The organism is Bradyrhizobium sp. B025, from assembly GCF_042257955.1.
In the GTDB taxonomy this organism is placed as follows: domain Bacteria; phylum Pseudomonadota; class Alphaproteobacteria; order Rhizobiales; family Xanthobacteraceae; genus Bradyrhizobium; species Bradyrhizobium diazoefficiens.
Genome location: NZ_CP170150.1, coordinates 2,078,813 through 2,091,036, shown reverse-complemented (window position 1 = coordinate 2,091,036; position 12,224 = coordinate 2,078,813). Strand labels below are relative to the sequence as shown.

Sequence of the window (12,224 nt, the reverse complement as noted above, 5' to 3'; positions counted from 1 at the left end):
GTTGGCACAACCGGCACCCGGAGTGCACGGCTCCCGTAGTCTACCGGAGGCGCGCGCTTTCGCCGGCGCGCATCGGCTGCACCGAAATATCCTGCAGCTTCGGAACCCGACCGGCCTCCGCGGCGACGCGAATGGCCGCGATGTTGCCGGCGTAGTCGGCGCTGCTCTTGCCGCGGAACACCGCGGAACCCGCTACGAGCGTATCGGCACCCGCGGCGGCTACAGCAGCTGCGTTGTCGCGCGTGATGCCGCCATCGACCTCGAGCCGGATCGGCCGGTCGCCGATCATGGTTCGAATGCGCTTGATCTTTTCAAGCTGGGACTCGAGGAAGGACTGGCCGCCAAAGCCCGGATTGACCGTCATCACCAACACCAGATCGATACGGTCGAGCACGTATTCGATCGCGCTTTCCGATGTCGCCGGGCACAGGCTGACGCCGGCCTTTTTCCCGAGCGCACGGACCGCCTGCAGTGTGCGGTCGAGATGCGGGCCCGCTTCGGCATGAACGGTGATGACATCGGCCCCGGCCTTCGCGAACGCCTCGAGATAAGGATCGACCGGCGCGATCATGAGATGCACGTCGAAGACCTTCTTCGTCACCGGCCGGATCGCCTTGATGACGTCGGCGCCGAAACTGATGTTCGGGACGAAATGTCCGTCCATGACATCGCAATGGATCCAGTCGGCGCCGGCCGCGTCGATGGCCGCGATCTCCTCGCCGAGACGGGCGAAGTCTGCAGCCAGGATCGAGGGGGCGATAAGAATCTCGCTGGTCATGGCTTTGCACTCCGCACGTCGGCCCCGCCGCTGAAGACGCGGCTCGCCAGCACGTCCACGGGGTCGATGGTTTCGAGGTCGGAAATGTCGAGCACCCGGTCGAGATCGGACACCAGGCGATCGGCCTGCCGCAACCGCATGCGATCGACGGCATTGCGGATCGAGCGGGCGTTGGAGAAGAACGGCTGGGTCCGCCGCAGCGCGATGTATCTCTCAAAGGCCTCGCGCGCGGCCGCCGAGAAGCGATAGCCGCGCTCCTTCAGCATCAGCTCGGCAATGACGAGCAGCTCGGCTTCCGCATAGTCCGGAAACTCGACGTGGTGGGCGATGCGCGAACGGAAGCCGGGATTGGAGGCGAAGAAGCTGGTCATCCGCTCGCCATAGCCGGCGAGGATCACGACGAGATCCTCGCGCTGGTTCTCCATCACCTGAAGCAGGATCTCGATCGCCTCCTGGCCGTAGTCGCGCTCATTGTCCGGCCGGTGCAGATAATAGGCCTCGTCGATGAACAGCACGCCGCCCATCGCCTTCTTCAAGATCTCCTTCGTCTTCGGCGCGGTGTGCCCGATATACTGGCCGACGAGGTCGTCTCGCGTCACCGAGATCACCTGACCGCGCCGCACGAAACCAAGGCCGTGCAGGATCTTCGCCATGCGCAGCGCCACGGTGGTCTTGCCGGTGCCGGGATTGCCGGTGAACGACATGTGCAGCGTCGGCGGTGCGGAGGCGAGGCCCGCACGCTGCCGGATGCGCTCGATCAGCAGAAGCGAAGCGATCTGGCGCACACGGTTCTTGACCGGCCGGAGGCCGACCAGCTCCTGCTCGAGCTGCTGCAGCGTATCCGTGATCCCGGCCGCTTCGGCTTCCTTGCGGAGATCGAAATTGGTCTCGCCGCCTTCGGCGGCCGTCGCATGGGGCACGTCAAGCATCGGCACCTCGAAGAAAAGAGCTTCGCCGCGGGGAGGCGGCGAAGCAGTGGTCCGCCAAGGATACGGAGCAGGGAGAGCTCCGCGCGGAACCGGATGACTAGGACACGTGTGCGGGCGCCTTTCGCACGGTGGTGTAGCGGATTGCGCGTCCCCCCACTTCCTGCCGCACCAGCTCGAATTCGGCTTCCTGCGGCGGCCGGTTGACGAGGAAGGAGATTCGCACCGACTCCCAGCCAGGGCTGGAATCGAAGCCGCTGATGCGGATGTAGCGGTCGCCATACACCCTGCGGCACTCCGCGAGCTCCATCATCACGCCGGCGGCGTCCTGGAGGTCGAACATCGGCAGGCCCCACATCTCCCAGTAGGTGTTGCGGGGATGCGGATCGTCAGTGAACTCGATGTTCACCGCCCAGCCCTTGGCGAGGCAATACTGCACCTGCTTATAGATCTGGTCGTCGGTCAGATCGGGTAGGAACGAGAAGCAGCCCTGAGTCAGTTTCATGTCTCATCTCCTCAAACGGTTTCCAGCGCCGTTGGCACGAAGTCCGGCGTGTCGGTGGACTGGTAGTTGAAGGTCACGTCCTTCCAGACCTCGAGCGCGGACTTGAGCGGCGTGCAGGTCTGGGCTGCCTTGGCCAGGATCTCCGGGCCTTCGTGGACGTAGTTGCGCCCCTCGTTGCGGGCGAGGATCATCGCTTCCAGCGCCACGCGGTTGGCGATCGCGCCGGCCGCAATCCCCATGGGATGGCCGATCGTGCCACCGCCGAATTGCAGCACGACGTCTTCGCCCAACAGATCGAGCAGCTGGTGCATCTGGCCGGCATGGATGCCGCCGGAGGCCACCGGCATCATCTTGTTCAGGCTCGCCCAGGACTGGTCGAAGAACAGGCCGTGCTCGAGCTTGGTCGGATTGAAATCCTCGCGGCAGACATCGTAGTAGCCGCGCGTGGTGTTGGGATCGCCTTCGAGCTTGCCGACCACCGTGCCGGCGTGGATGTGATCGACGCCGGCGAGCCGCATCCATTTGGCGATGACACGGAATGACACGCCATGGCTCTTCTGCCGCGTATAGGTCGAGTGGCCGGCGCGATGTAGATGCAGGATCATGTCGTTGCGCCGGGCCCACTTGGCCATCGACTGGATCGCGGTGTAGCCGATCACGAGGTCGATCATGACGATGCACGACCCGAGCTCCTTGGCGAACTCTGCGCGCTCGTACATGTCCTCCATCGTCCCTGCGGTGATGTTCAGGTAGGTGCCTTTCACCTCGCCGGAAGCGGCCTGCGCACGATTCACCGCCTCCATGCAATAGAGGAAGCGATCGCGCCAATGCATGAAGGGCTGCGAGTTGATGTTCTCGTCGTCCTTGGTGAAGTCGAGCCCGCCCTTCAGCGCCTCGTAGACCACGCGGCCATAGTTGCGCCCCGAAAGCCCGAGCTTCGGCTTCACGGTTGCGCCGAGCAGCGGCCGGCCGAACTTGTCGAGTCGCTCGCGCTCGACCACGATGCCGGTCGCCGGCCCCTGGAACGTCTTCACATAGGCGACGGGGAAACGCATGTCCTCGAGCCGCAGCGCCTTCAACGGCTTGAAGCCGAACACGTTGCCGATGATCGAGGCCGAGAGGTTGGCGATCGAGCCCGGCTCGAACAGGTCGAGGTCGTAGGCGATGTAGGCGAAATACGAGCCCGGCGTGCCCGGCACCGGATCGACGCGATAGCATTTCGCGCGATATTTCTCCGCGGCCGTCAGGCGATCCGTCCACACCACCGTCCAGGTCGCGGTCGAGGACTCGCCGGCAACCGCAGCGGACGCCTCGATCGGATCGACGCCCTCCTGCGGCGTGACGCGGAACAGCGCGATGACGTCGGTGTCCTTTGGCGTGTAGTCGGGCTCCCAATAGCCCATGCGCTTGTATTCCATGACGCCCGAGCGATAACGCTCCTTGCCGCGAACCGTGCCGGTATGTGCGTTCATGACTCTCTCCTGTTCTTCTCTCTCTGAATGACTAGGCGGCGACTGACTCTCGGGCATCGACGCGCGGATCGAGCTCGCCGGCGCGATAACGCCGCGCCATCTCGCTCAAGGGAACGACCTTGATCCTGCCGGCGTGGCCCGCGGTGCCGAACTGCTCGAAGCGCTCGCGACAGAGGTCGCGCATCGCGTCCATCGCGGGTTTGAGGAATTTTCGCGGATCGAACTCATTGCGACTTTGCGCCGCGACCTTGCGGAACACGGCAGTCATCGCCAGGCGGCAGTCGGTGTCGATATTGACCTTGCGCACACCGCTCTTGATGCCGCGCACGATCTCCTCGACCGGCACGCCCCAGGTCTGCGGCATCTCGCCGCCGAACTGGTTGAACATGTCCTGGAGCGGCTGCGGCACCGAGGACGAGCCGTGCATGACGAGATGCGTGTTCGGCAGCCGGCGGTGAATCTCATCGACCACCCGCATCGCCAGGATATCGCCATCGGGCTTGCGGCTGAACTTGTAGGCGCCGTGCGAGGTACCCATCGCGATGGCCAGCGCGTCCACTTTGGTGGCGCGGACGAAATCGACGGCCTGGTCGGGATCGGTCAGCAGCTGGTCGTGGCTGACCTTGCCCTCGACGCCGTGACCATCCTCTTGCTCGCCGCCGCCATGCTCGAGCGAGCCGAGCACGCCGAGCTCGCCTTCGACCGAGGCGCCGACCCAATGGGCCAGATCGACGACGCGGCGGGTGATCGCGACATTGTAGTCGTAGTCGGCCGCGGTCTTGGCGTCGGCTTTCAGCGAACCGTCCATCATCACCGAGGTGAAGCCGTGCGCGATGGCGGACGCGCAGGTCGCCTCGTCATTGCCGTGGTCCTGGTGCATGCAGAGCGGGATGTCCGGGTAGGTCCGCTCCAGCGCGTCGATCATGTGCGAAAGCATGAGATCGCCGGCATAGCTGCGCGCGCCGCGCGAGGCCTGGATGATCACGGGCGCATCGACCTCGGCGGCCGCCTGCATGATCGCGATGCCCTGCTCCATGTTGTTGATGTTGAACGCCGGCACCGCGTAGCCGTGGCTGGCGGCGTGATCGAGCAGTTGGCGAAGGGTGATACGGGCCAAGGGTCGTCCTCCTTATTGGCTCTTGCGGGCGATCGCCCGGCGGGCGGCTTCCGCAATGCTTTGCGGGGTGATGCCGAATTCGCGATACAGCACCGGCGCCGGCGCCGAGGCGCCGAAGCCGCGCATGCCGACGAATTCACCGTCGGCGCCGATCCAGCGCGGCCAGTCGCCGAGCACGGCCGCCTCGATCCCGACACGCGGCGCGATGCCGAGCACGGTGGCGCGATAATCCTCCGGCTGCTCCTCGAACAGCGCGAGGCAGGGCGCCGAGACGACGGCCGCGCGAATGTGCTCGGTCGCGAGCAGGCGGGCGGCTTCCAGCGCGATCGAGACTTCCGAGCCGGTCGCCATCAGCGTCACATCGCGGCCGCCGTCCGGCGAGACCACGAGATAGGCACCGCGCGCGACTCGGTTTCTGCCGCGCGCATCGCTGCGGAACGTCGGCAAGGCTTGCCGCGACAGGCAGAGCACGGAAGGACGATGCTCCGCCGCAAGGGCGCAGTCCCAGGCCTCGAGCGTCTCCACCGCGTCGGCCGGGCGGAACACCAGGAGGTTCGGGATCACGCGCAGCGCGGCGAGATGCTCGACCGGCTGGTGCGTCGGGCCGTCCTCTCCGAGACCGATGGAGTCGTGCGTCATCACGTGGATGACGCGCAGCCGCATCAAGGCGGCAAGGCGGATCGCCGGCCGGCTATAGTCGGAGAACGCCAGGAACGTGCCGCCATAGGGAATGAAGCCTCCGTGCAGCGCGAGGCCGTTCATCGCGGCCGCCATGCCGTGCTCGCGGATGCCGTAGTGGATATAGTCGCCGGCGAAGGCGCCGCGCGTGACCGGAGTCTGCGGCTTGGCATGGGTCAGGTTCGAATGGGTCAGGTCCGCCGAGCCGCCGACGAGGCCCGGAATTGTCCCGGCGATGCCGTCGAGCACCTGTTGCGAGGCCTGCCGCGTCGCGAGCTTCGGCCGCTCGCTCGCAAAACGTTCGCGCAACTTCGCCGCGGCCAGCGCATAGGCGGCCGGCAGAGCGACGACTTTGCCTTCGACGAACAAATCGCGCTGCTCGGGCGTCGCACTCTCGTAGCGATCGAGCCAGGCGAGACGCTCGACCTGCCCGCGCTGTCCAATCATGCGCCACGCCTTGAGGATCGGGATCGGCACCACGAACGGCTGATAATCCCAGCCGAGCGTTCGGCGCGCCGCCGTGGTCTGCTCGGTGCCGAGCGGCGCGCCATGGGCCTTCTCTGTGCCCTGCCGGTCCGGGGCGCCATAACCGATGACGGTGCGGCAGGCGATCAGCGACGGTTTTGCGGTCTCGCGCTCTTCGGCGATCGCCTGCGCAACGGCTTCGGGATCGTGCCCATCGACGCGGCGCACCGACCAGCCGGAGGCGGCGAAGCGCGCGAGCTGGTCGTCCGATGTCGCAAGCGACGTCGGCCCGTCGATGGAGATGCCGTTGTCGTCGAACAGCACGATCAGGCGGCCAAGCTGGAGATGGCCGGCAAGCGAGATCGCCTCCTGGCTAATGCCTTCCATCAGGCAGCCGTCACCCGCGATGACATAGGTGAAGTGGTCAACGAGCCCATCGCCATACCGCGCATTGGCCATGCGCTCGGCGAGCGCCATGCCGACGGCAGTGGCAATCCCCTGCCCCAGTGGCCCCGTCGTGGTCTCGACGCCCGGCGTATGGCCGTATTCCGGATGGCCCGGCGTCTTCGAGCCCCACTGCCGGAAGGCCTTGATGTCGTCGAGGCTGACATCGCCGCCGGTGAGATGGAGCAGCGCATAAAGCAGCATCGAGCCATGGCCCGCGGAAAGCACGAAGCGATCGCGGTCCGGCCAGCTCGGGTGCGCCGAGTCGAACTTCAGGAAACGCGAGAACAACACGGTCGCGACATCGGCCATGCCCATTGGCAGGCCGGGATGGCCGGACTGCGATGTCTCGATGGCATCGACCGCGAGGAAGCGGACGGCGTTGGCGAGATCGTTATGCGCGACAGCCGTAACGTCGGCTTCGGCATGGACGGAGATGTTCATCGAATTCTCCCCTTGTTCACTTCAGGTTTCGCTTGCGCTCGATCAGCTGCATGATCAGCGGCGTCAGGATCAGCTGCATCGCGAGATCAAGCTTGGCGCCGGGACACACGATCGAATTCGCGCGCGACATCCAGCTGTGCGGCAGCATCGAGAGCAGATAGGGAAAGTCGATGCCGCGCGGGTTCTTGAAGCGGATCACGACCATCGATTCGTCCGGCGTCGGAATCCAGCGCGCGACGAACGGATTGGAGGTGTCCACGGTCGGCACGCGCTGGAAATTGATGTCGGTCTCGGTGAATTGCGGACAGATGTAGTGGATGTAATCCGGCATCCGCCGCAGGATGGTGTCGGTGACGGCCTCGGTCGAATAGCCCCGCGCGCTGCGATCGCGGTGCAGCTTCTGGATCCATTCGAGATTGATGACCGGCACGACGCCGATCTTGAGGTCGGCATAACGCGCGACGTTGACCTTGTCGGTGACGACGGCGCCGTGCAGGCCTTCGTAGAACAGCAGGTCCGAATTCTCCGGCAGCCGCTCCCATTCCGTGAAGGTGCCGGGAGGCGTGCCGTGCAGCGCAGATTCCTCGGCATCGTGCACATAGTGTCGCGTCACCGCCGTGCCGGTCTCGCCGTAGTCGCGGAAGGCACGCTCCAGCTCCTCGAACAGATTGGTCTCGGGGCTGAAATGGCTGAAATGCCTGTTGCCGCGCTCGGCCTCCTTCGCCATCTGCGTGCGCATCTCGGCGCGGTCGTAGCGATGGAAGGCGTCGCCCTCGATGTAGACGGCATTGACCTTCTCGCGGAAGAATATCTGCTCGAAGGTCTTCTTGACCGAGGTGGTGCCCGCGCCGGAGGAGCCGGTGATGGAGATGATCGGATGCTTCCTGGACATGGGACGCCTCGCTTACAGCCGGAAGAAGCCGCGCCGCGCGAACAGCGGCGCTGAGATGCTGGCAACCAGCAGCGGATCGCAATGCAGCTCCTCGACGCGCCGCACCTCGTTGCTCGAGCCCATGATCAGCGGCACGCGCTGGTGCAGGCTTTGCGCTGACAGGTCGAGGATGCGCTCGCGTCCGGTCGAGGCCGAGCCGCCGGCCTGCTCGATGATGTAGGCCATCGGATGCGCCTCGTAGGTGAGGCGCAGGCGGCCGTCGCCATAGCCGGGCCGCGCGTCCGAGGGATAGAGGAACACGCCGCCGCGGGTGAGGATGCGATAGGCCTCCGCGACCAGCGAACCGACCCAGCGCATGTTGAAATCGTGATTGGCGGGGCCTTCGACGCCGGCGAGGCATTCGTCGATGAAGGCACGCACCGGAGGATCCCAATGCCGGCGATTCGACGCGTTGATCGCGAACTCCTCGCCCGCCTCGGAGATCTGGATGGCGCTACGCGCGAGGCGGAAGCAGCCGGCCTTGCGGTCGAGCGTGAAGATGTCGACGCCGTCGCCGAGCGTCAGCACCAGCGAGGTCTGCGGACCGTAGGTGACGAAGCCCGCCGCGAGCTGCGCCGAGCCGCGCTGATGGAAGGCGAGCGCGAGATCGTCGGGCGCGGGCAGGATCGAGAAGATCGTGCCCACGGTCATGTTGATGTCGATGTTGGAGGAGCCGTCGAGCGGATCGATCGCGACGCAGATCCTGGCCGCGCGGTCGCCGATCTGCGGCTCGCGCATCTCCTCCGACGCCAGCGCTGCGATCGGCAGCTTGCCGAGACAGCGGCGCAGGATCGCGTCCGCCTGCACGTCGAGATCGCGCTGGACGTCGCCGTCGCTGTTGCGGCCCGTGGTCAGGCCCGAGGCGTCCGCGAGATCGCCGGCGCCGATGAGGTCGGCGATCTCGATCGCCGCCGCCGCGATGGCATCGACCGCGGTCGCCACCGCCAGCGCGTGGGGTGCGGTCTCCGAGTACCGTTGAAGGTGGTCGTCCAGCCTGAGTTGCCCGGTCATCTGCGTCCATCCCCTGGCCGGCGCCGCATCCATTTCCCTCCCCGGTGGAGGTCGATGCGGTCGGTCCCGGCATGAGGAGATTGACAGGGGAGGCTTAATAAGGAAAATTTCTATTCATAATGAGCGCCAAAGAATTTTCTTATAATGGCCCCAGCCATGCGGCGGCCCAGCTCCGGCATCTGACGATCCGGCAGCTTCGCTCGCTCGCGGCGCTTTCGGCCAAGGGCAGCGTGACGGCGGCCTCCGGCCATCTCGGCCTGACGCAGCCGGCTGTGACCCAGCAGTTGCGCCAGCTTCAGGACCTCGCCGGCCTGCCTTTGGTGCAGCGGACCGGCGACGGCATGCTGCTGACGGAAGCCGGCAAGGAGGTTCTGGCGCTCGCCGAGCGCGTCGAGGCCGCGATCATGGACTGCCAGGGCGCGCTCGACCTGCTCGCGGGGCGAACCGGCGGCACCGTGCATCTCGGCGCGGTCTCGACCGCGAAGTATTTCGTCCCGCATGCGATCGCGGCTTTCACCAAGCGGTACCCGAAGATCGAGATCAGGCTCACCATCGGCAATCGCGAGGAGATCCGCGAGGCCATGCACGGCTACGACCTCGATTTCGCGGTGATGGGTCGGCCACCGGCCGACGTCAGCGTCGACGTCCGTCAGCTCGGACGCAATCCGCACATCATCGTCGCTCGCAAGGGGCACTGGCTGGAGAAGGATTCCGGCCTCAGCCTGACCGACCTCGTGCACGAGACCTTCCTGACCCGCGAGCCGGGTTCGGGCACGCGCACGCTCATGGAGGGCATGTTCCAGAAGTCGGATCTCGAGCCGGTCATCGGCATGGAGATGAGCAGCAACGAGACCATCAAGCAGGCGGTGATCGCCGGGCTCGGCATCGCCTTCATCTCGGCCCACACCGTGGCGCACGAGCTTGCCGAGGGCCGGCTGATCGTGCTCGACGTCGCCGGCCTGCCGATCGTGCGGCAATGGTACGTGATCCGCCGCAGCGACAAGGTGCTGCTGCCGCCGGCACAGGCGATGTTCGACTTTCTGGGCTCGGAAGGGTCGAACTATCTGCCCGACGTGCCCGAGTTCGGCGAGCGCTAGCTCGCCGATGCTCAGCCCATCAGCTTCATTGCGATCGTCGCCGCGAGGATGACGATGATCTGAAGCAGGCGCTCTGTCGTGAAGATACGGTTGAAGGTGGTCATCGCTCGCCCCCGGCCGACGTGAAGGAGATCCGGGCGACTGGCTATCATGTGCGGGCGCCGGGGTAACCCCGTAGTCGCCACGGGTTCCGCTGCCGAATGAAGCCAGCGATCGCCGATGTTCGTCGCCGGTCTGCTTGCGGCGATGGTTAACGATCAGGCCGCGCGCGGAGCGGTGTGATCCATGTGCGTGGCGAAATAGGCTTCCAGCTCCGACAGCGCCCGCGCTTCCCAATCCCTCGCCTGCTCCAGCAGCGACCAGCTCTGGCCCGGGCGGAATGCAGCAGTCTGGCGATAGAGCGATGCGATGCCGCGATAGCGGCGCACGTTCTCCAAGATGGCGTTCCCGTTGATCTGGCCGTTCATGTCCGAAAACTCCCTCGTCATTCCCGGGGGAGAAATTGCGGCCAAATCTTTTTCGAAAAGTTAGCGGCGCGCGGCAAGCTGGCGAATGGTTGCCGGACTGTTGCGCGCGCGCAACGTGGGCGCGAGCGCATCGCCGATTTATTGCGAATTCGTTGCCGCGCTCTCGCCCGAACGCTTCAGCCCGCCGCGGTTGACGATCGTCATCGTCTCCCGGCAGAGATCGGCAAGGCCGATCAGGAGCACGGCGAGGAGGCAGAACAGGTTGATGGAATCGGTGTTTGCGCTGGTCAGCGCATTGAACTCGAAGAAGGGCGGCATGAACGCCCACCAAACCAGCGGAATGGTGAGCAACGTGGCGAACGCCGCCGCCGGCGCGCCCGCGACAAGTCCGAGCACGAACAGGCCAGGCAGGAACGCCGCGAAATAGAGTTTTGCGCCGAGCGCGACGCAGATGCCCTGAAACACCGCCGATAGTCCGACGACGACCAATCCCAGCAGAAACGCCTGCCACGACCATGGCCGTACCCACGGTACGCCAAACAGCCCCGCACGCCTCATCAGCCTCCCCCTGCCGCCCGTTAACCGGGCCCGCTTGCGACCAAAGTACTACAGCGGCACGGAAATCGCGAGGCGGAAAACGCATGCCCGGGCGTTTGGTAAACGCCGCATCGCACCATCCCGCCGCTACTCCGTGGCCGCATAGAGCAGGCCCGCGACGGGCAGAGCGAGGCCGATTCCCGATGCGAGCGCCCAGCCGCCTTGCGCGAAGGCCCAGGCGCCGACCGCGGAGCCGGCCGCGCCGGCTGCGAAGAACGTCGCCATGTAGAGGCCGTTGAGGCGGCTGCGATGCTCGTGCCCGAGCGCGAAGATGGCGCGGAAGCCGAGCACCACGTTGCCCTGGACGCCGATATCGATGGCGATCGCGGCCACGACCAGGCAGGCGAGGTTCAGCATCGAGCCGGCCGCGCCGATATAGGTCACGAGGAAGCCCGCGGCCGCCAGCAACATCGCAATCAGCGTCGCGATGCGGCTATGGCCGCGATCGGCGAGCCTCCCCGCGATTGGCGCGGCGAACACGCCGGCGACACCGGCCAGCGCGAACAGCGCGATGCCGCGCTGGGAGAAGCCGAACTCGGAGGCGAGCTGGAGTGGTGCGACCGTCCAGAACAGGGTGAAGCAACCGAACAGGCTCGCCTGGTAGAGTGCGCGCCGCCGGAGCAGCGGCATGGTGCGCACCAGATGCGGCATCGACAGCAGCAGCGTGCCGTAATGCATGCGCGCCACCGGCTTGCGCGTCGGCAGCACCATCCAGAGCACGGCTGCGAGCAGGATCATCAGCGCCGCGGAGGCGAAGAACACCGCATGCCATGACGAGGCCGCCGTGACGAAGCTCGATACCGGCCGCGCCAGCATGATGCCGAGCATCAGGCCGGTCGAGACGTTGCCGACGACGCGGCCGCGGATGGCCTCGGGCGCCAGGTGCGCCGCATAGGGAATGATGATCTGCACCGCCACCGAGCCGAGCCCGATGAACAGCGCGGCGATCAGGAACGGCAGGGCGTGCGTCGCGAACGCGGCGGCGAGCAGCGCCACGGCGCCGAGCGTGATGACGGAGCAGATCAGCGTACGGTTCTCGACGAGATCGCCGAGCGGCACGATGAAGAGCAGCCCGGTGCCGTAGCCGATCTGCGTCATGGTGACGATCAGCCCGGCGGCGGCATGCGACAGGCCCAGCGCGGCGCTGATCGGGGCGATCAGCGGCTGGGCATAGTAGATATTGGCGGCAACCATGCCACAGGCCGCGGCAAGCACGAAGGTCAGGCGCTGCGACACCGCATCCGGTTCGGGCGCGGTCTCGATGGTGGCATTCATCGTCATTGACACGGTCT

12 protein-coding genes are annotated in these 12,224 nt (G+C 66.0%); 1 reads left to right on the top strand and 11 read right to left on the bottom strand.

Translation table 11 applies throughout. The features are described 5' to 3' along the window. Positions 1 to 40: 40 nt before the first annotated feature. The 8 genes from rpe to ACE10W_RS09640 form a co-directional block, all read right to left on the bottom strand. A complete protein-coding gene (gene rpe / locus ACE10W_RS09675) occupies positions 41 to 778 on the bottom strand; it encodes a ribulose-phosphate 3-epimerase (RefSeq protein WP_304551270.1) in 738 nt (245 codons plus the stop codon). Then, positions 775 to 1,707: a CbbX protein gene (cbbX, locus tag ACE10W_RS09670; protein ID WP_060910898.1), complete on the bottom strand. Its 933-nt coding sequence runs from the start codon at positions 1,705 to 1,707 to the stop codon at positions 775 to 777. Before cbbX ends, rpe begins: the two co-directional genes overlap by 4 nt. A 97-nt stretch (positions 1,708 to 1,804) precedes the next feature. Then, positions 1,805 to 2,209 carry a ribulose bisphosphate carboxylase small subunit gene (locus ACE10W_RS09665; RefSeq protein ID WP_011085372.1) on the bottom strand — a complete coding sequence of 135 codons (405 nt, stop codon included), beginning with the start codon at positions 2,207 to 2,209 and terminating at the stop codon, positions 1,805 to 1,807. Positions 2,210 to 2,220: 11 nt separating this feature from the next. After that, the gene (locus tag ACE10W_RS09660) at positions 2,221 to 3,681 is read right to left on the bottom strand and encodes a form I ribulose bisphosphate carboxylase large subunit (protein ID WP_304551266.1); all 1,461 of its coding nucleotides are present in this window, start codon (positions 3,679 to 3,681) and stop codon (positions 2,221 to 2,223) included. 31 nt (positions 3,682 to 3,712) lie between these two features. Further along, positions 3,713 to 4,798 carry a class II fructose-bisphosphate aldolase gene (fba, locus tag ACE10W_RS09655; RefSeq protein WP_304551264.1) on the bottom strand — a complete coding sequence of 362 codons (1,086 nt, stop codon included), beginning with the start codon at positions 4,796 to 4,798 and terminating at the stop codon, positions 3,713 to 3,715. Positions 4,799 to 4,810: 12 nt separating this feature from the next. Next, positions 4,811 to 6,829, bottom strand: coding sequence for a transketolase (gene tkt / locus ACE10W_RS09650; protein ID WP_304551262.1), 2,019 nt, complete (start codon positions 6,827 to 6,829; stop codon positions 4,811 to 4,813). 16 nt (positions 6,830 to 6,845) lie between these two features. After that, on the bottom strand, positions 6,846 to 7,721 hold the full coding sequence (locus ACE10W_RS09645) for a phosphoribulokinase (protein ID WP_011085368.1): 876 nt from the start codon (positions 7,719 to 7,721) through the stop codon (positions 6,846 to 6,848). 12 nt (positions 7,722 to 7,733) lie between these two features. Further along, positions 7,734 to 8,771: a class 1 fructose-bisphosphatase gene (locus ACE10W_RS09640; RefSeq protein ID WP_304551259.1), complete on the bottom strand. Its 1,038-nt coding sequence runs from the start codon at positions 8,769 to 8,771 to the stop codon at positions 7,734 to 7,736. 119 nt (positions 8,772 to 8,890) lie between these two features. Between ACE10W_RS09640 and ACE10W_RS09635 the strand changes: the two genes are divergently transcribed. Next, the gene (locus ACE10W_RS09635; RefSeq protein WP_011085366.1) at positions 8,891 to 9,868 is read left to right on the top strand and encodes a LysR family transcriptional regulator; all 978 of its coding nucleotides are present in this window, start codon (positions 8,891 to 8,893) and stop codon (positions 9,866 to 9,868) included. A gap of 257 nt (positions 9,869 to 10,125) precedes the next feature. On the opposite strand, the gene ACE10W_RS09630 is transcribed toward ACE10W_RS09635, so the two are convergent. The 3 genes from ACE10W_RS09630 to ACE10W_RS09620 all read right to left on the bottom strand — a co-directional run bounded on the left by ACE10W_RS09630 (position 10,126) and on the right by ACE10W_RS09620 (position 12,213). Next, positions 10,126 to 10,335, bottom strand: a complete 210-nt coding sequence (locus ACE10W_RS09630) for a hypothetical protein (protein ID WP_161536043.1) — start codon at positions 10,333 to 10,335, stop codon at positions 10,126 to 10,128. Positions 10,336 to 10,473: 138 nt separating this feature from the next. After that, positions 10,474 to 10,893 (bottom strand): DUF4118 domain-containing protein, encoded by a 420-nt coding sequence (locus tag ACE10W_RS09625; protein WP_304551256.1) that lies wholly within the window; start codon positions 10,891 to 10,893, stop codon positions 10,474 to 10,476. A gap of 126 nt (positions 10,894 to 11,019) precedes the next feature. Then, positions 11,020 to 12,213, bottom strand: coding sequence for an MFS transporter (locus ACE10W_RS09620; protein WP_304551255.1), 1,194 nt, complete (start codon positions 12,211 to 12,213; stop codon positions 11,020 to 11,022). Between the last annotated feature and the right edge of the window lie 11 nt (positions 12,214 to 12,224).